Below are 19,273 nucleotides of genomic sequence, written 5' to 3'. Positions count from 1 at the left end.
CTATTATCATAATGAACAAAAAGTTTTTAACCCTTGGTTTGGCATCGCTTGTTTCGGCAAGTTGCTTTAGCCAAATCAAGCCCCTTAAGCCTAATCAGGATGCGATAAAATTCAGTAAGGCGATTAATCCTGAGAATGCATATAAACACCTTTCTGTTTTGGCATCAGATGCATACGAAGGCCGCGAAACGGGCACAAAAGGTGCCTGGATGGCTGCCGACTATATCCGCGATTATTTTAAATCATTAGGATTAAAAGCGCCTGTTAATGGAAGTTATTTCCAAAAAATTGATTTAGTTAACGTTACCTTAAAAGAAAGCCAGGTAACTGTAAACGGCCAGCCAAAAGAATATCAAAAAGATTATCTGGTATCGCCTAGCTTAATCAGCGATAAAGGTTTTACCTTCTCAGCAAACGAACTGGTATTTATCGGTTATGGGATAAAAAAAGACACTTATAACGACTTTACAGGCACCGATATTAAAGGGAAAGTAGTTGTTATGTTTAATGGCGGCGACCCAACATTAAAACCGGGTACACGAATCGACAGAGCTGCTTACCGTGCTACACTTGAAGCAAGGACAAAATATTTCGCAGAAAACAATGTGAAAGCCATTATCCTGATCGACCCAGCTGTTGACAGAATAACAGAGAACACCAAACAGACCCTGAAAAATGGCAGAGTAATGGTTAAAACCAATGCCGCTATCGAGGCCCAGAAACAGAATGATATTCCGCGCATCTCTATTTCTGTTGCTTTGGCAAATGAACTGTTAAAAGCGGCGAATACTACTGTTGCTGATCTGCAAAAGAAAATTGTTGATAGCCAGGCCCCAGCTTCTCAGGTATTAAATGTGCCTTTTTCGGCAAGTGCTTCAAAAACAGAAACACCTGTTAGATGCGAAAATGTATTGGGTTATTTAGAAGGTTCTGATCCGGTACTTAAAAAAGAAGTTTTGATCCTTACCGGTCACTACGACCATATTGGTTTGGAAACTGATCCAAATGCAAAAGACAAAGTAAATAATGGCGCTGATGATGATGGATCGGGAACTACCGGTGTTTTATTAATGGCAAAAGCATTTACAGATGCTAAAAAAGCTGGAAAAGGTTCTAAACGCAGTATTCTTTTCATGACTGTTGTTGGTGAAGAAAAAGGACTTTGGGGTTCTGAATGGTATTCGGAGCATCCGGTTTTCCCTGTAGAAAATACCATTGCTGATTTAAATACCGATATGATTGGCCGTACTGGTGAAGAATATCTGGGCAAACCAGATTCAGCAAATTACATTTACTCAGTAGGTTCAAGAATGTTAAGTAGCGATTTAGCGAATTTGAGCGAGCAGGTTAATGCAACCTACACCAAAATGAAACTGGATTACAAATACGATGATCCAAAAGATCCTGAGCAGATTTATTACCGTTCGGATCACTATAACTTTGCCAAATTGGGTATTCCCATTATTTTCTATTACGATGGAATGTTACAACAAGACTACCATAAACCAGGTGATGAAGTAAGTAAAATCAACTTCCCCCTTTTGGCTAAAAGGGCAAAACTAACCTACTTTACCGCATGGGAACTGGCCAATAGTGCTAAACGCCCCGCAGTAGATATGGACGGAAAAGGTAATCCAAAGAAATAATCACTCAAAATATTAAGCCTCGACAGCAATGTCGGGGCTTTTTTATGCTTAATACTTCATGCACCTGTATAAATTCCTATCTTTGAATTTATAACGAAGTGCTTAAAAACTAAAATCAGTTTATATTCGTTACCCTATTACAAAATAAAATTGATGAATATTGCCGAGGAATTTTTAGAGAAATCTGACGAGAAAGCTTTCGATTTACCCCATCGTAAAACCATAAATTATAATATTGGCAAATACAATGTTGCTGTTGAACGCGGCTTATCAAAATTCGAAAATTTAGAGGCATCCAAGAAAAAAGCACACGTCATCAAGTGGCGTGTAATGGAAAACCTCGATAAATTCTTACCAGAGTTTGAATCGAATTTCCAGCGCCGTGGCGGTAAGGTAATCTGGGCCAATAATGCCGAAGAAGCGCAGCAGGAAATCCTCAATATCATCAAAAGAAATAACGGTAAAACGGTTATCAAATCAAAATCGATGACCACCGAGGAAATCCACCTGAACAATTTTCTCGAAAAGAACAATATCGAATCTTTAGAAAGTGATCTGGGTGAATATATTGTTCAGTTACTTGGTCAGGCTCCTTATCATATTGTTACCCCGGCCATGCACTTAAGTGCCACAGATATTGCGCAGTTATTTCACGATAAATTTGGCACCCCTATCGATGCCACTCCCCCACAGCTCGTACAAAAAGCAAGAGAATTGCTTCGCGATAAATATTTAACAGCCGATATTGGCATCAGTGGCGGGAATTTTCTAATTGCCGACACCGGAAGTATTGCCCTCACCGAAAATGAAGGCAATGCACGTTTGAGTACCACCTTTCCTAAAATCCATATTGCTATTGTTGGGATTGAGAAAGTGATCCCTTCTATGGCCGACCTGGACTTGTTTTGGCCTTTACTGGCATCGCATGGAACAGGGCAGAACTTAACGGTTTACAACACCATTTTAAGTGGTCCACGTCAGCCCAATGAAACAGATGGGCCAGAGGAAATGTATGTCATACTGCTAGACAATGGCCGTACCAATTTACTGGCGCAAAAAGACCAAAGACAGGGTTTGTACTGCATCCGTTGCGGTGCATGTTTAAATGCTTGCCCTGTGTATAAAAATATTGGCGGCCATACTTACAACACAACTTACAGTGGACCCATCGGATCGGTAATTACGCCCCATTTAAAGGGCATGGAAGAGTTTAAACACTTAAGTTATGCTTCGAGCCTCTGCGGCAAATGCTCTGAAGTGTGCCCGGTTAAAATCGATATTCACAAAATGTTATTACTTAACCGTAGAGATGCTGCCGCAGGTCATGAAAATGGCAAAAAAGAGGAAATGGGCTGGAGCATGTTCAGCAGAATGATGCTAAAACGCAAATGGATGGATTTCTTCGGCGGAAAGTTTAAAAACTTTATGCTCAAAAGATTTTTCAAAAAGAGCTGGGGCAAATACCGAGAAATGCCAAAAGTTGCTGATAAATCTTTTGCAAAGCAGTGGGAAGAGCTGAAGAAAAGTAAGGAATCTTAAATTGTGAGTCATTAGTTATAACCAACCAAATATGCAATTTCACAGAGGAGATAAAGACGACAAATTCTTATTGAATTTATACAAAAGATTGCTTTATCCTCGGATGGTTGAAGACAAAATGCTCAAACTTTTACGCCAGGGTAGAATTGGCAAATGGTTTTCGGGTATTGGTCAGGAAGCCATTGCGGTTGGTAGTACCTTAGCCATGCAAAGCAATGAATACATTTTGCCCATGCACCGTAATTTGGGCGTGTTTACTTCACGCGATATCCCTTTAAAAAAATTAATGGCCCAATGGCAGGGCAAAATCAGCGGCTTTACCAAAGGCCGCGACCGCTCCTTCCATTTCGGCACACAAGATTATAAAATAATTGGCATGATCTCTCACCTTGGCCCACAGATGGCCCTGGCTGATGGCATTGCACTGGCAGATGTTTTAGCCAATAAACAACATGCTACCCTAGTTTATACCGGTGAAGGTGCAACCAGTGAGGGTGATTTTCACGAGGCCGTAAATGTTGCGGCTGTATGGAGCCTTCCTGTTATTTTCTTGATTGAGAATAACGGATACGGTCTCTCTACTCCAAAATCAGAACAGTTTAGATGTAAAAACCTGGTTGACAAAGCCATTGGCTATGGAATGGAGGGGGTTCAGATCGACGGAAATAATATTTTAGAAGTTTATGATACCATCAATCAGCTGGCCAATGAAATCAGAAAAGATCCACGACCGGTTCTGGTAGAATGTCTTACTTTCAGGATGCGGGGCCATGAAGAAGCTTCGGGCACTAAATATGTTCCACAGGAGTTATTCGATGAATGGGAAAAGAAAGATCCCTTGAGTAATTATGAAGCTTATTTAATAGAACAGGGTATTTTAACTTCAGATATCGTTATCGACATTAAAATTCAGGTTAAAAGAGATATTGAGTTAGACGTTGAAGAAGCTTTTGACGAGACTGAACCAATGGCGAATGCCGCTCAGGAAGAGGAGGACATGTATTTTCCTTATCAGCAAGAAGTTATTCAACCAGATCAATCTGCTACAGAAAAAAGATATCTTGATGCCATAACCGATGGACTGGAACTGGCGATGCAAAAATATCCAAATCTGGTATTAATGGGTCAGGATATTGCCGATTATGGTGGTGCCTTTAAAATTACAGATGGTTTTACCGCCAAATATGGTAAAGGCAGGGTGCGCAATACCCCTATCTGCGAATCGGCCATTGTGGGTGCGGGTTTAGGTCTATCCATCAATGGTTACAAGGCCGTTGTAGAAATGCAGTTTGCAGATTTTGTAACTGTTGGATTTAATCAGATTGTGAATAATCTGGCCAAAACACATTACCGCTGGGGCGAAAAGGCCGATGTGGTGGTACGCATGCCTACTGGCGCCGGAACAGGAGCAGGACCATTTCACTCACAAAGTAACGAAGCCTGGTTTACCAAAACACCTGGACTTAAAATCGTTTATCCGGCCTTTCCAGAAGATGCAAAAGGACTGTTGTTAGCCGCTATAGAGGATCCAAACCCTGTGCTGTATTTTGAGCATAAATTCCTTTACAGAAGTTTAACGTCTTCTGTTCCGGATGGTTATTATACTACAGAGATCGGAAAAGCAGTTAAGTTAACCAATGGTGATCAATTTTCGATCATTACTTACGGTTTAGGTGTTCATTGGGCATTGGATTATGTGAAACAACATCCAGACAGTAACGCTACAATAATTGATCTGCGTACGCTTCAGCCATGGGACAAAGAAACCGTTAGCGAAGCCGTTAAAGCAACCGGAAGGGTATTAATTCTTCATGAAGATACTTTAACCAATGGTTTTGGTGCCGAAATATCAGCCTGGATCGGGGAACATTGTTTCGCTTACCTGGATGCTCCGGTAATGCGCTGTGCGAGTTTAGATACCGCGATTCCGATGAGCAAAGTATTGGAAGAAGATTTCCTGGCCAAGGCAAGATTAGCAGAAACAATTGATAAATTATTGAAATATTGAGGAGGTTAATTGTATAAACTGTTTAAATTGGTTAATCGAGGCATTACGCAACAGTTAACCGATTTGCACAATTAACTGGTTAAACAAAAATAGTATGAGCACTTTTAAAGTCGAAGGAAATATCATTAACATCACAAAGCGGAATATTTTCTTTGGTGAAGTGGAGGTTGAGGGAGGTAAAATAAAATCGGTTACCAAAATCTCCGAACAGCAGGAAGGTACTCATTTTATCTCTCCAGGCTTTATTGATAGCCATGTGCATATCGAAAGCAGCATGTTGATTCCGAGTGAATTTGCAAGGTTAGCCGTTGTACATGGAACAGTTTCCACGATTAGTGATCCCCACGAAATTGCCAATGTATGCGGCATGGAAGGTGTAGAATTCATGATCGACAACGGAAATACCGTACCCTTCAAATTTAACTTTGGCGCCCCAAGCTGTGTTCCGGCTACTATTTTTGAAACTGCGGGAGCTGAATTGAATCATGATGATGTAAAAGCGCTTTTAGAACGGCCAGAGATAAAATACCTCAGCGAAATGATGAATTTCCCGGGCGTACTTTATAAAGACGTGGAAGTATTAAAAAAGATTGCCGCTGCACATCAATTGGGCAAACCAGTTGATGGACATGCGCCGGGTTTACGCGGCGATGCTATTCAACAATATATCGATGCCGGAATTTCTACCGATCACGAATGTTTTACGGCCGAAGAGGCACTCGATAAATTACAGCGCGGTATGAAAATCCTCATTCGCGAAGGAAGTGCAGCCAAAAACTTCGAGGCCTTGATCGATCTGTTAAACGATTGGCCAGAAATGATGATGTTCTGTAGTGATGATAAACATCCCGATAGCCTTGTCGAAAACCACATCAATCAGCTTTGTGCAAGGGCGATAGAGAAAGGAATCGATATTTTCAATATTCTTCAGGCCGCCTGTATTAACCCTATCGTCCACTATAAACTCGATGTTGGTGCACTACAAGTTAATGATCCGGCAGATTTTATCATATTAGAAGATTTAAAACACTTCAAGGTTAAGCAAACCTATATTGATGGCTTATTGCTAGCCGAAAATGGTAAAACAGTAGGCGATTGGGTAAAACATGTTGAAGACAGGGAATCGGTGAATCACTTTGATTGCAGTTTAAAAAAGGAAGAAGATTTTATTTACCCATTCACCGAACAGGAAGAAATCCCGGTTATTGAAGCTTTAGATGGACAATTGATCACCAATAGACTTTCGGCCAAACCAAAAGTTTCTAACAACAACATCATCAGCGATCTGGAAAATGATGTTTTGAAAATGGTTGTAGTAAACCGTTATCATGATGCGCCTGTTGCGGTGTCTTTCGTCAAGAACTTTGGTTTAAAACAAGGTGCTATTGCATCAAGTGTTGCCCATGATAGTCATAACATCATTGCTGTTGGTGCCGATGATAAGAGCATTTGTGAAGCCGTAAATCTGGTGATTAAAGAAACCGGTGGTGTGGTGGCCTTGGGTAATGGAAAAGAAGAAGTTTTAGCACTTCCGGTAGCCGGATTAATGAGCAACCAGAATGGTTATCAGGTTGCAGAAAGTTATACCTCAATAGATCAGTTTGCAAAAGATTTAGGTTCTACTTTACTTGCTCCTTTCATGACGCTTTCATTTATGGCGTTATTGGTAATTCCACACTTAAAATTAAGTGACAAGGGTTTATTTGACGGGGATGAGTTTAAGTTTGTGTAGATAAACTATTGAAAATCGTCATCTCGATCCGATAGCTATCGGATGAAGCGCAGCGAAATGCCTGCCCGTACAGGCGGGGAGAGATCTATCTAGTTAGATTTCTCGGCTTCGTTACACTCCGCTCGAAATGACGACTTTTCGTTATTCCACCACAAAAACCTCTGCCAAAGGATTAAATAAATACAAACGTTTATCGTCCAAACAGATACAACGGTAGCGTTTTCTAATCCTTTCACCTTTGGTAAAACGCCTGCCATCTTTAATTTTAAAGTTAGTATGAATCGGCAACTGCTCTAAATGTAAAGTCTCCGTTTTATTACTGTCGTATTTTTTTAAGGCACGGGATAAATGCAGATCGGAACAGCTTGAGGCGGCCGGATTTGACATATAATTATCAATGGCTTTATGAATATCCTCAGGAAAGATGTTCAGCTCAAAAAAGGGAACCATCATGCGCTGGAAATTTTTTTTCCATTCTGAACCGTGTGGTTTTACCTTATTCTTAAAATCATTCCAGGTGAGTAAATGTGCAAACTCGTGCACTGTAGTTACCAAAAAGGCGTAATGGTTGAGATTGAAGTTTACCGAAATGCGATGGCCTTTGCCTTGATAAGGATGGCGGTAATCGCCCAGTTTTGTCGAACGGGTTTTAGCAATTTTAAATTCACACTGAAAATAATCTATCCACTTTGCAATTAGCGGTGCCGCTGGTTCGGGCATATATTGCGCTAAAACATTAACTTTCTCCACGATTGCTAAGATAAATAATTTTAAGGTTTAACCATAAAGGACATCAATATTTCCTAGAAACAGAATCTTTTGGTTTAACCACAGAGATCACATAGTTTACACAGAGTAAACAGAGGCAATTTTAATAACCATTTACAACTCGTTTAATTCCATCCTTTGACCTCAAGACATTAAAATTTATTAGTAATCCGACTATATCTGCCAATTTCATGTAATTTTAAGATTTAACTACAAAGGAAACAAATATTTACCTAGAAAATAAAATCTTGCGGCTTAACCACAGAATGTCACTGAGCTTACACAGAGAAGACAGCGGCCATTTTAATAACCTTTCACAACTCGTTTAATTCCATCTTTTAATCTCAAGACATTAAAATTTATTAGTAAGCCAAATCTATAGCCGCCCAATTTCATATAAGTTAGCGTTTGTGCTAAATGAATGTCAGTTAAGCATTCAATACTTTTCAATTCTAATACTAATCTACCTTCAACTAAAATATCAATCCGATAGCCACAATCCAATACTACATCTTCAAAAAACAAAGGCATTATCTTTTCCTTTTCAACCAGAAAACCTGCTTTATTAATTTTATAAAATAAACATTCTTTATACGCACTTTCTAATAAACCTGGCCCAAGAGCCGTATGAACATCTATAGCTAATCCGATAATAGTTCTTGTAAATAAATCTTCTTCCATAAAACTTTGTGCTCTCTGTGCCTTACCTCCATTTTCTCTGTGGTAAAAAACGGATTAGTCATCTTTTGGTTAAGCCTAGCCTATTCCTCAGAAGGAAATAAAGATGCCAGCACCAGTTTAATCTCACCAAAAGAATAATCTTTCCCTAAAAACTCCCGTATGGTTGCCATCGATTTTGTTTTCTGACTTTCTATCGCATCACTGATGTTTTTGATTTTATTGGCTTTTACCAATTTGGTAACATCCAGTTGCTGTGTTGAAACATAATATGCCAGATGCCCCTCAATGGTACCCGCAGAAAAACCACGTTCTATTGCAATTTCTTCTATCGTTTTTCCTTGCTCATAAAGTTCAAAGCTGACCAGCTTGGTATCGATTTTGGGTTCTTTTTTCTTTTTCTCTGCTGCTGATTTTACTTTAAGTGTTTCTCCTTTTAGCTGGATGGCTTTTTGAAGTTGATTATTTCTTTCAACCGTGTTTAACAATGCATCGGTATCGGCTTTACTAAACTCTTTACCGGCAATGAGCGCCTGCAATAATGCTTTACTTTTATGTATTTTTTTTAATTGTTCGTAAACCAAAATTTCGAGTTCGAGCAGTTCGGTAACATAGGTTTTAATCTGTTTTTCTTCTTTTATTACTTCAATCTGAGCCAGAAACCGGTCTGAAATCTCTTTAACCAGCGGATTAAAATATTTTAACGCAGCTTCTACCCTCTTCGATACATTAAATAAAGTATGCTCTGTTTGTTGTGCAAACAGGTTTTTTAGTTGATTGACAAAGGTATCGGCTGTTGCGGTTATCTTTTGAAAATCGACATAAATGGTATTGGTCCACTCTTCGTGTCTTTGTTTGGCCGATTTTTCGCTTTTATCAAAAGTTTGTCGGTGTTCTTTTAAATAATACCGGATCAGGTTCAGGTCAAATGCAGCGAGTAGATAACTGCGGATAAAAGTATAACTTTCTATACTGATCTGCTCATTAAGCACCTCTGAGGGCTGTTTCGTTTTAGAAAAATAATGCACATTCTGATCCTGCTGCAAACCGCTGTCGCGAAGATGAGAAGTTAAAACCAGTCCTTTTAGCGAACGTAAACGTGATAAGGCCACATAAGCCTGACCTGGGGCAAAAGCATCGCCAACATCAATAATGGCCTTATCAAAAGTTAAACCCTGGCTTTTATGTACGGTTATCGCCCAGGCCAGTTTAATGGGGTATTGAATAAATGAACCCGCTACATTCTCTTTAATCTCATTCGTTACCTCATCCAGTTTGTATTTCACATTCTCCCAGGTGTACCGGGAAATCTCAATTACTGTTCTATCTTCTGGAAGTTCAATTTCGATTACATCTTTTTCGATGTGGTGCACCACACCGATCTTACCATTATAATAGCGTTTTTCGGCGGTCATATCGTTTTTAATAAACATAACCTGTGCTCCAACTTTTAATTCCAGGCTTTTATCGTTTGGATACGCATATTCATTGAACTCACCCTGAACCTTTGCTTCAAAAAAGTAAGATTTCGTTTTGAGTTGCGTCAACCTTTCGCGGTTTATGCTATCTGCTTTGTTATTATGGGTGGTTAGTGTGATATAATTTTCATCTGCCGAAGGCTTAAAATCCTGCTTAAAATGTTGTTTTAGCAATGCCGTATCTTCCGGGGTGATTTTATTATTCCGCAGGTTGTTCAACAGATCGATAAAAACAGCATCATCCTGACGGTAAATTTTATCCAGTTCGATATAAACAGGTGGATTATCCTGTAAAGCCAGTGCATCGAAAAAATAAATGCTTTTATAAAACTTGGCCATAATGCGCCACTCATCATTTTTTACCACTGGTGGTAGCTGGTGCAAATCGCCGATAAATAATAGCTGTACCCCGCCGAATGGAAGATTTCTATTCCTCCGCACATAACGTAAGGCAAAATCAATTGCATCGAGCATATCGGCGCGTAACATACTCACTTCATCAATTACCAAGAGTTCTAACTCTTGCAACATACGGCGTTTATTGCCCTGCATGTTTAGGTGTTTCACCAGCGTTTTGGGTGTATTGAAGTTGAAATTGATATTCTCGTTAATTAATGCGCCGGCAGCATCAGGAAAAAAAGCGCCAAAAGGCATCTGGAAAAGTGAATGGATGGTTACCCCAGATGCATTAATTGCGGCAATACCCGTTGGTGCTACAATTAAGGCTTTTTTGTGCGTAAGCTGGATGAGTTTTCTTAAAAAAGTTGTTTTACCAGTACCTGCTTTTCCCGTCAAGAAAACGTGTTTTGAGGTATAATTAACAAATTTAGCCGCAATTTCTGCAGGCATAGAAGTTTCTTCTAAAGTTGGCATCGGCATTAAAATTTTAGTTAGCAATAAACGGCGGGATGAATAAAGCTAAACATTTTAGCACAAAATTAAACAATGATTGATGAGAAATTTTAAATTTCTACTGATAATTTTAGTTTAAGCCACAGCTTCACCAAAGAAATCGAGTTAAAAACTCAACCTCTTGAGATTTTCTGCAATGACATCACTACCTTAACAAAAGAACCAAGCCATTGCTTTTCAAAATAATAAACACGCAACCTATTTTCAATTAAACAATTAACCTATTCAAACTTTAAGCAAATTCCTTATCTTTGCGGCCTGATGAAACAACAATATTCAAATCTTATCGCTGTTAAATTCCTTTAACAAGGTTTCATCTCTTTTTACACCCAAAATTTTATTATGCTTAACCCTGAAATAGAAAAACGTAAAACCTTTGCCATTATTAGTCACCCCGATGCGGGCAAAACCACATTGACAGAAAAATTTCTGCTTTTTGGTGGTGCCATCAATACTGCCGGGGCGGTAAAAAGGAACAAAGCGAACCAAAGTAATACTTCCGATTTTATGGAGATTGAAAAGCAGCGTGGTATCTCGGTTGCTACTTCGGTGATGGGTTTCGAATATAGCGGCAAACGTATCAACATTCTGGATACACCTGGTCACAAGGATTTTGCGGAAGATACCTACAGAACCTTATCGGCAGTTGACAGTGTGATTCTTGTGGTCGACTGTGTGAAGGGTGTGGAGGAACAAACTGAAAAACTCATGTCGGTTTGCCGTATGCGTAATACACCAGTGATTATCTTCATCAATAAAATGGACCGTGAAGGTAAAGAGGCTTACGATTTACTGGATGAAATTGAAGAGAAACTAAGTATCAGCCTTTGTCCGCTTTCCTGGCCTATCGGTCAGGGGCACACTTTTAAAGGAGTTTATAGCATATATAACAAACATTTAAATTTATTCAACTCTGATAAAACCAAAGTGACCGATTCGGTTGTAGCGGCCAATGATTTAAATGATCCATCTTTATTAAACTACCTTAAAGAAAACGAGATCAACGCGCTGAAAGATGATGTGGAACTGGTTAATGGCATCTACGGCAACATTGATAAAGATTTATACACTGACGGTTTGGTTGCGCCTGTTTTTTTTGGCAGTGCGATCAATAACTTTGGGATTAAAGAACTATTAGATACATTCATTGATATTGCACCGAGTCCACGACATAGAGAAGCAGAAGAACGTGATGTACTGGTGGAAGAGAAAAATTTCAGTGGTTTCGTATTTAAAATCCATGCCAATCTGGATCCTAAACACCGTGATAGGATTGCCTTTTTAAGGATCTGTTCGGGTAAATTTGAGCGTAATAAATTCTATTACCATACCCGTCAGGATAAGAAACTAAAGTTCTCCAATCCAATGGATTTTATGGCGAACGAAAAAAGTATTGTTGAAGAAGCCTGGCCAGGCGATGTTGTGGGTTTATATGATAGTGGCAACTTTAAAATTGGTGATACCTTGACAGAAGGCGAAAAATTGCAGTTTAAAGGCATCCCGAGCTTCTCTCCGTCGATTTTTAAAGAGGTGGAAAATATGGATCCCATGCGTACCAAACAATTGGAAAAAGGCATTGAGCAATTAACCGATGAGGGAGTTGCGCAGTTATTCGTTATGCAACCTGGAAACAGGAAAGTAATCGGCGCAGTTGGTGAACTTCAGTTTGAGGTGATCAATTTCAGGTTAGAGCACGAATATGGTGCAAAATGTCGTTTCCGTACCTTGAGTTATACCCGCTCGAGCTGGGTAACTTCTACCGACAGAAAAAAACTGGAAGAATTTGTGAAACGTAAACAACAACATATTGGTTTTGATAAAGAAGCTAATCCGGTTTATCTGGCCGATAGTGAGTATATGATCAATTTAACCAAACAGGATTACCCTGATATCGAATTCCATAAAACAAGCGAGTTTAAGAGCTAGTTTTGAATGAGAAAGTGATTGAATGAGTGAATTTATTAGCACAGTTGCCGATTCTCTCGTTCAATCATTAAAAATTCAATCATTTAATATCCTCTTCCTTACTTTCATACTGGTTAAAAGTCCATTCAAGTCTTTTTTTGATCTTAGACACTAACATTCGTGGAGCTAATACCTTAACACATTCTCCAAAGCCCAAGATCTCGCGTTCCAGTTCATAGTTTAATACCACATCGATCCTAAAAATGGTTGTTTTATCGTTTTTAGTCAACACCACTTGTGAGGCGTGCAGGGGTTTGGTAAGCACGTAGGGAGCATGATAGTTGGTAAATTCCAATATTACTTTTTGTGCACGGTCGCGTTCACTTTTGGTTACACCGATTAAATCTTCGTAATAGCGATCAAAATCTACACCCTGGTAGGCTACAAATTCTTCATTGGGCAATTCCTGAAATTCTATAATTCGATCTAAAGCAAGGTTCAATATCCCAGGCCGCTTTTTAGCTTTACAGATTAGAAACCATCTATTGCGGTATTCCTTTAGTAAATATGGATAATAAATGCCTTGCAGTGATTGTTGCGCTTTGAAGGATTTATATTCGATTAGTAAGGAGCACTTATTTAAAACAGCCTGATACAAGGGTGGAATACATTCCAAACCTTTCACCAGTTTATTGCTTTCCAGTTGAATATTATTGCCACTCTGTTTGGTCGATTTGTAGAGGTTATTTTCCAAGCGGGCAATCATATCGCTCATTTCGTCGAAATAATTAAATGCATTAAACTGTTTTAATACGCCAACAATTTCTTTCATTTTATCTACGTCGGCATTATTGATGGGCGCTTTTGTAATACTGAAACCAGGATCATCATAAGCATAAAACCGCTTATCTTTTACCACAATCGGTGCATTATAACCCAATTTATCACTCCGCATGAGTTGAATATCTGCCTGAATGGTACGTTTGCTTACACCTGTGGTAATTCCTTCCAGCTCATATAGCGTTGCCGATACTTTTTCGATAAGATCATCTAAAGTCCATTTTCGATAGCGGTTTCTCAAACAATCGTCGATGGTTTTGTAACGGATGAGCGCTAATTTATTTACGGCCATTTTAAAGCGTATTTAAGTTCCTGCTAAAAATCTGGTGATTTCGCTGATCTAAATATAAGAATTGTTTTATATCTACGCAGTCTATTTGCGCACTTGACCAGAAAAAGAAATAATAAGCAGACAAAATAAATTTTTTTAAACTAATTATCAAATAGTTAAGCGATAATCTTTAAAATATTTCTCACTACGCAAATCTGTCGCGCAGTGGTGGTGGCATCTTTGTAATGTCGCCAGTCGATAAAGTTCTTTGAAAAATATTAACACGAACAATCTGATTTACAAAGACAGTTTATTGTCTTAAATAATACGCGCGCTCAGTGATGTTGCTCCGGATTATCTGGCTCAGCAAGAAACCCCTGTTCCCGGTAGGTGGAACAGGGTAACGTGAGTATAAATCAGATGAAATAAAGAAATTCCGATGAATAATCGGGATGGCAATACTAAATAAAACTTATCCATTGTTGTGGGTTTCGGAATCGCCCCAAAGTATTCGGGCAAATTGCGTAGAATATACTGATAACGATTATGATAGATTGTCTAAACACGTTGTGTGCGTGGGTTCGAATCCCACTTCCGATAGATTCGGAATAACTCAGTTAGGTTAGAGTAACAACCACCAAAGTGCAGGTTCGAATCCTGCTTCCAGCTCAAAATTGGAATCGCATAAGGGTAGTGCAATGGACTTAGGATCCATCTAAAAAGAAGGGCAACTTTTAAAAACGCTCAAAAGAACAGCATTGTAAAACCGCATTCCGCCTTAAGATTTTGACAAATCTGAAATGCAATTTGCCTTTTGCTTTGAAAGTAAAAACGATGAAAGAGAGTATTTAAAAATCAAATCTCGCTGAAAAATTTATTTAAATCTTATGATTTAAGTATTTGCTAAAGCTTGATTTCATTCTTAAGACATCAAGATTCAATTTGCTTCCGCAAGAAAAAAATGAATGTGCTTTTGCAATGCTTTATAAAACTGGAATTAAATAATTATAAATCTTAACATTAAAAAAACATGAAAAGAGTAACTATTAACACCAATTATGTTGGATTGGTGTTTAAAAAAGGAAAACTAAAAAACGTTTTAACAGCAGGATCTTACTGGTTAGGTTTCGGCGAAAGCGTTATGATCTACGACATGGCCAAAGAGTATTATTACTCCGTTGCTGAATTAGATATCTTATTGGAAAATTCAGATTTTGTAAGCTTGATTCACTTGGTAAACGTTGCTGATAATGAGTTGGTTTTGGTTTATCAAAACAAAAATTTCAAGAACGTTTTAACGGCTGGCAGACATGCCATCTGGAAAGGTTTATCTGAATACAATTTTGTTAAGGTAAATATCAGCGATATCAACATTGATGAAACCATTGATAAAAACCTGTTAGAGAAAGCACCGTTATTGAACTACATCAGGGCTTATAAGGTAGAATCTTTCGAAAAAGCCTTGTTATTTATCGATGGGAAATTTGAAAAAGTAATGGAAGCGGGAAACTATGTTTACTGGAAAAACAGTACTACTATTCAAATTTTAAAAACCGATATGAGACAATTGAACATGGAGATCATCGGACAAGAAATCTTAACAAAAGATAAAGCACAATTGAGGGTAAACTTCAGCATCCAATACAAAGTGGATGACATCATCAAAGCCTTATTGGAGAATAAAGAATTTGAAAAACAATTGTATATCACCATGCAATTGGCATTAAGAGAATGTATCGGTTTAATGACCTTTGACGAGCTGATGGAAAGCAAGGAAAAAATTGCTGAAATGGTAATGGCCATCACCTTGGATAAGGTTGAAAACCTGGGGGTAAAATTAATAAACTGTGGTGTGAAAGACATCGTTTTACCAGGTGATATTAAGGATATTATGAACCAGGTTCTGGTTGCCGAAAAAAGGGCACAAGCCAATATCATTACCCGAAGAGAAGAAACAGCCTCGACTAGAAGTTTGTTAAACACCGCCAAATTGATGGAAGACAACAACATGTTATATAAGTTGAAAGAGATGGAATACGTAGAGAAAATCGCGGAAAAAATCAATAACATCAGCCTATCTGGCAGTGGACAAATTGTGGATCAATTGAAACAGATCTTTGTAAAATAACTAAATTTAGAAACCCCTCGGTCAGGTGAGCATTGCCTGCCGGGGAATAACAAAAATAAAATGAAAACAACCATCATAAACAGACTTGCAGAAATAGAAAATGCAAACGATATCAAAATATTGTTTGCTTGTGAATCAGGAAGCCGGGGTTGGGAATTTCCATCACCAGACAGCGATTTTGATGTACGTTTTATTTATGTGCGTCCACTAAATTTCTATCTATCTATTCAGGATAGAGATGATCAATTGGGTTTCCCCATTAACGACGAACTCGATATTTATGGTTGGGATATAAAAAAGGTGCTTAAATTAATTCGAAAATCGAATACCACTCCTTTCGAATGGTTGCAATCGCCTATCATTTACGGAGAATTGGGTGATTTCAGAAATGAATTATGGACATTGTGCCAGTCTTATTTTCACAGGAAAACAAATATCAATCATTATTTGGGGATAGCCTATGGAGCGTTGGAGACCGTAATGAATGGTAATGAAATTAAGATCAAAAAGCTTTTTTATATACTCCGGCCCTTACTTTCGGCAAAATGGTGTTTAGAGAAAAATACGATAGCTCCAATGACTATTGGGCCACTTTTGAATTTAATGCCAGAACATCTTCAAACGCTGGTAAAAGACTTGATTAAGCTAAAGTCTACCTCTGCAGAAGGATATATTATCAAAATACATCCAGAGCTGAGCAGGTATATTGATGATGAATTTAAAGCGTGTAGTGAAGGAGCTAAAGATTTACCAAAAGAAAGTTTTGACACCGAAATGCTCGATACTTTTTTTAGAAATATAGTAAGCCATTATGACGATTAAAGATTTAAAGGATAAAAATCTGCTCTTATTTGAGTGTTTAAGTGGTAGCAAGGCGTATGGATTAGATACGCCACAATCAGACACCGATATTAAAGGGATATATTATATGCCAAAAAAAATGTTTTTTGGACTGAAGTATATCCCGCAGATCAGTAATGACAGTAACGACGAGGTATATTATGAAATTGGCCGTTTTATCGAACTATTGATCAAGAACAATCCGAATATTGTAGAGATTTTAGCTTCACCAGAGGAATGCATCTTGTATAAGCATCCAATAATGAATAAGCTAAATATCGACATGATTTTATCTAAACTCTGCAAAGATACTTTTGGTGGCTATGCTTTAACCCAGATCAGAAAAGCAACAGGATTAAACAAGAAAATTTTAAATCCAATGCCAAAGAGGAGAAAAACAGTGCTGGATTTCTGTTTCGTTACCGTTAATTATTCATCGGTAAAGGTTAAAAGCTGGCTGACAAAAAATGATGTTTCGCAGTTAAATTGCGGACTGGCAAAAATACCAAATACGAAAAATCTTTATGCGCTGTTTCATGATGCAGAAAAGAAGTTTAACTATAAAGGAATAGCAAATAAGGAAATCGCGAACGAAGTTTCTATATCTTCTATACCTGCCGGAGAAAAAGAAATTGCCTATCTCTTTTTTAATCAGGATAGTTATTCGTCTTACTGTAAAGAGCATAACGAATATTGGGAATGGGTAGAAAAACGGAATGAAGTACGATATACGGTAAACAAAAGTCATGGTAAAGATTACGATGCCAAAAACATGATGCATACCATTAGGTTACTTCGGGTAGCGCTCGAAATTGTACGCGATGGAAAACTTACCGTAAAACGGAAAAACAGAGATGAACTGTTATCGATAAAAAGAGGCGAATTTGAATACCATGAGGTATTAAAAATGGCAGAAGACCTGATGTTACAAATAGAAAAAGAGACAACAAAAAGTAAGCTTCAGGAAAAACCGGATGCAAAGCGGATTGAATCTTTACTTGTAGAAATGAGAGCAGAACTTTATGCCAATTAAAAAACAAAACAATGAACAACAACATCACAGGAAAATACCTCATAGAAATAGGTTATTCCGAAGGAAAAGTAGTAGGCCTGGCTTTAGATATCCTGAAAGCAAATTTTGCGGATATTGAAGTAAAAGAATTATTGGCCTTATTTAACAAAGTAAAGGATTACCCGGAAAGTTTTTTGCATGACGAGATATTGAACACACTGGCAACTGCTGTGATTGAAGAAGCGAATCCAAAATCAGACGGAACCATCGAACTGATCAACAATGCGAAAGAGTATTCAATTTTTGGTGCCGGTTATATAGAAGAAGGGGCCAGAAACCAAATGGATATCGCTATGAAACTACCGGTTTCTGTAGCTGGTGCATTAATGCCCGATGCACATCAAGGTTATGGTTTACCAATTGGCGGTGTTTTAGCGACCAGAAATGCAATTATTCCTTACGGTGTGGGCGTAGATATCGGCTGCCGAATGGCTTTGAGTATTTTCGATATTCCAGAGAAATATTATTTTGGAAAGGATGCGATGTACAAAAGAGAACTAATTGCTTTTACCAAATTTGGTGCGGGCCAAAATTTTAAAGGCAATGAAAGAGCTGATCATGATGTTTTAGAAAACGAAGCATTTAATGCGACACCCTTTCTTAAAAACTTACATGGCAAAGCCTGGGCACAATTAGGCACTTCGGGTGGCGGTAACCATTTTGTGGAATGGGGGATTATTGATTTTGAAGAGCGAGACGAAATTTTGAATATTGATAAAGGCCGTTACGTAGCATTATTAACCCACTCTGGTTCCCGTGGCTTTGGCGCAACCATTGCAGGTCATTATACCAAACTGGCAAAGGATATCTGTAAACTCCCTAAAGAGGCCGCAAATCTGGCTTATCTGGATCTAAATTCAGCCGAAGGACAAGAGTATTGGATTGCCATGAACTTAGCCGGCGATTATGCCTCTGCCTGTCATGAGGTGATACACAAAAGATTAACCAAAGCGATTGGCGCAAAGGTTTTAGCCAAGGTAGAAAACCACCATAATTTTGCCTGGAAAGAAATCCTTGATGGTGAAGAAGTAATTGTTCATCGAAAAGGGGCTACACCAGCAGGAAAAGGTGTAATGGGCATTATTCCAGGTAGCATGACTGCACCAGGATTTTTAGTTAGGGGAAAAGGTGAAACCAATGCGATTAATTCCGCCTCTCATGGCGCCGGACGTCAAATGAGCCGAACAAAAGCTATTCAATCGATTACCAAATCGGATATGAAAGCCATTTTGAAAGACCACAATGTTACCTTAATCGGTGCAGGTTTAGATGAAGCACCAATGGCTTATAAAGATATTAACAAAGTGATGGCTGCACAAACCGACCTCGTAGATATAGTGGCCAAATTTGAACCTAAAATGGTGCGAATGGCTGATGATGGAAGCAGGGAGGATTAGTTGGGAGTCTTGAGTCCAGAGTACTTAGTCTGGAGTCTACCCTACAGTCGTCCTCTCGA

13 protein-coding genes and 1 tRNA gene are annotated in these 19,273 nt (G+C 38.5%); 10 read left to right on the top strand and 4 right to left on the bottom strand.

The genetic code is table 11. The features are described 5' to 3' along the window. The first annotated feature begins 11 nt into the window (after positions 1-11). The 4 genes from R2S57_RS16780 (at position 12) to ade (ending at position 6,925) form a co-directional block, all read left to right on the top strand. Positions 12-1,646, top strand: a complete 1,635-nt coding sequence (locus R2S57_RS16780) for a M28 family peptidase (protein ID WP_316846103.1) — start codon at positions 12-14, stop codon at positions 1,644-1,646. A 150-nt stretch (positions 1,647-1,796) separates the two neighbouring features. Then, positions 1,797-3,185: a LutB/LldF family L-lactate oxidation iron-sulfur protein gene (locus R2S57_RS16775; protein WP_316846102.1), complete on the top strand. Its 1,389-nt coding sequence runs from the start codon at positions 1,797-1,799 to the stop codon at positions 3,183-3,185. 31 nt (positions 3,186-3,216) lie between these two features. Then, complete coding sequence (locus tag R2S57_RS16770) at positions 3,217-5,193, top strand: thiamine pyrophosphate-dependent enzyme (RefSeq protein ID WP_316846101.1); 1,977 nt, start codon at positions 3,217-3,219, stop codon at positions 5,191-5,193. A gap of 94 nt (positions 5,194-5,287) precedes the next feature. Then, positions 5,288-6,925 (top strand): adenine deaminase, encoded by a 1,638-nt coding sequence (gene ade, locus R2S57_RS16765; RefSeq protein WP_316846100.1) that lies wholly within the window; start codon positions 5,288-5,290, stop codon positions 6,923-6,925. Between the two features lie 141 nt (positions 6,926-7,066). On the opposite strand, the gene R2S57_RS16760 is transcribed toward ade, so the two are convergent. From R2S57_RS16760 to R2S57_RS16750, 3 genes are all read right to left on the bottom strand, one after another. Continuing rightward, entirely contained in the window at positions 7,067-7,675 is a 609-nt protein-coding gene (locus R2S57_RS16760) for a SprT-like domain-containing protein (RefSeq protein ID WP_316846099.1), read from the bottom strand. A gap of 321 nt (positions 7,676-7,996) precedes the next feature. Further along, the gene (locus R2S57_RS16755) at positions 7,997-8,374 is read right to left on the bottom strand and encodes a GxxExxY protein (protein WP_316846098.1); all 378 of its coding nucleotides are present in this window, start codon (positions 8,372-8,374) and stop codon (positions 7,997-7,999) included. An 80-nt stretch (positions 8,375-8,454) separates the two neighbouring features. Further along, positions 8,455-10,722, bottom strand: coding sequence for a helix-turn-helix domain-containing protein (locus R2S57_RS16750; RefSeq protein WP_316846097.1), 2,268 nt, complete (start codon positions 10,720-10,722; stop codon positions 8,455-8,457). A 381-nt stretch (positions 10,723-11,103) separates the two neighbouring features. Here R2S57_RS16750 and R2S57_RS16745 point away from each other — a divergent pair, with 381 nt between their 5' ends. Then, positions 11,104-12,687 (top strand): peptide chain release factor 3, encoded by a 1,584-nt coding sequence (locus R2S57_RS16745; RefSeq protein WP_316846096.1) that lies wholly within the window; start codon positions 11,104-11,106, stop codon positions 12,685-12,687. 79 nt (positions 12,688-12,766) lie between these two features. Here R2S57_RS16745 and R2S57_RS16740 read toward each other — a convergent pair whose 3' ends face one another. Then, positions 12,767-13,798 carry a WYL domain-containing protein gene (locus tag R2S57_RS16740; RefSeq protein WP_316846095.1) on the bottom strand — a complete coding sequence of 344 codons (1,032 nt, stop codon included), beginning with the start codon at positions 13,796-13,798 and terminating at the stop codon, positions 12,767-12,769. Positions 13,799-14,382: 584 nt separating this feature from the next. Between R2S57_RS16740 and R2S57_RS16735 the strand changes: the two genes are divergently transcribed. The 5 genes from R2S57_RS16735 to R2S57_RS16715 all read left to right on the top strand — a co-directional run bounded on the left by R2S57_RS16735 (position 14,383) and on the right by R2S57_RS16715 (position 19,214). Beyond that, a tRNA-OTHER gene (locus R2S57_RS16735) sits at positions 14,383-14,443 on the top strand. A 364-nt stretch (positions 14,444-14,807) separates the two neighbouring features. Continuing rightward, positions 14,808-15,905 (top strand): slipin family protein, encoded by a 1,098-nt coding sequence (locus tag R2S57_RS16730; protein WP_316846094.1) that lies wholly within the window; start codon positions 14,808-14,810, stop codon positions 15,903-15,905. A 60-nt stretch (positions 15,906-15,965) separates the two neighbouring features. Continuing rightward, positions 15,966-16,727 carry a nucleotidyltransferase domain-containing protein gene (locus R2S57_RS16725; protein ID WP_316846093.1) on the top strand — a complete coding sequence of 254 codons (762 nt, stop codon included), beginning with the start codon at positions 15,966-15,968 and terminating at the stop codon, positions 16,725-16,727. Continuing rightward, positions 16,717-17,778 carry a DNA polymerase beta superfamily protein gene (locus tag R2S57_RS16720; protein WP_316846092.1) on the top strand — a complete coding sequence of 354 codons (1,062 nt, stop codon included), beginning with the start codon at positions 16,717-16,719 and terminating at the stop codon, positions 17,776-17,778. The genes R2S57_RS16725 and R2S57_RS16720 overlap by 11 nt, the downstream gene beginning before the upstream one ends. A gap of 11 nt (positions 17,779-17,789) precedes the next feature. Beyond that, entirely contained in the window at positions 17,790-19,214 is a 1,425-nt protein-coding gene (locus tag R2S57_RS16715) for an RtcB family protein (protein WP_316846091.1), read from the top strand. The last annotated feature ends 59 nt before the right edge of the window (positions 19,215-19,273 follow it).

The sequence above is a fragment of the Pedobacter psychrodurus genome, assembly GCF_032678585.1.
Classification (GTDB): domain Bacteria; phylum Bacteroidota; class Bacteroidia; order Sphingobacteriales; family Sphingobacteriaceae; genus Pedobacter; species Pedobacter psychrodurus_A.
Note: the sequence above shows the minus strand (reverse complement) of the source record. Positions and strands in the feature narration are given on the sequence as shown.

Bases quoted from the DNA above. Each gene is read 5' to 3' on its own strand.
- R2S57_RS16780 (WP_316846103.1), top strand. From the start codon at position 12: ATGAACAAAAAGTTTTTAACCCTTGGTTTGGCATCGCTTGTTTCGGCA.
- R2S57_RS16770 (WP_316846101.1), top strand. From the start codon at position 3,217: ATGCAATTTCACAGAGGAGATAAAGACGACAAATTCTTATTGAATTTA.
- ade (WP_316846100.1), top strand. From the start codon at position 5,288: ATGAGCACTTTTAAAGTCGAAGGAAATATCATTAACATCACAAAGCGG.
- R2S57_RS16755 (WP_316846098.1), bottom strand. From the start codon at position 8,374: ATGGAAGAAGATTTATTTACAAGAACTATTATCGGATTAGCTATAGAT.
- R2S57_RS16750 (WP_316846097.1), bottom strand. From the start codon at position 10,722: ATGCCAACTTTAGAAGAAACTTCTATGCCTGCAGAAATTGCGGCTAAA.
- R2S57_RS16745 (WP_316846096.1), top strand. From the start codon at position 11,104: ATGCTTAACCCTGAAATAGAAAAACGTAAAACCTTTGCCATTATTAGT.
- R2S57_RS16740 (WP_316846095.1), bottom strand. From the start codon at position 13,798: ATGGCCGTAAATAAATTAGCGCTCATCCGTTACAAAACCATCGACGAT.
- R2S57_RS16730 (WP_316846094.1), top strand. From the start codon at position 14,808: ATGAAAAGAGTAACTATTAACACCAATTATGTTGGATTGGTGTTTAAA.
- R2S57_RS16725 (WP_316846093.1), top strand. From the start codon at position 15,966: ATGAAAACAACCATCATAAACAGACTTGCAGAAATAGAAAATGCAAAC.
- R2S57_RS16720 (WP_316846092.1), top strand. From the start codon at position 16,717: ATGACGATTAAAGATTTAAAGGATAAAAATCTGCTCTTATTTGAGTGT.
- R2S57_RS16715 (WP_316846091.1), top strand. From the start codon at position 17,790: ATGAACAACAACATCACAGGAAAATACCTCATAGAAATAGGTTATTCC.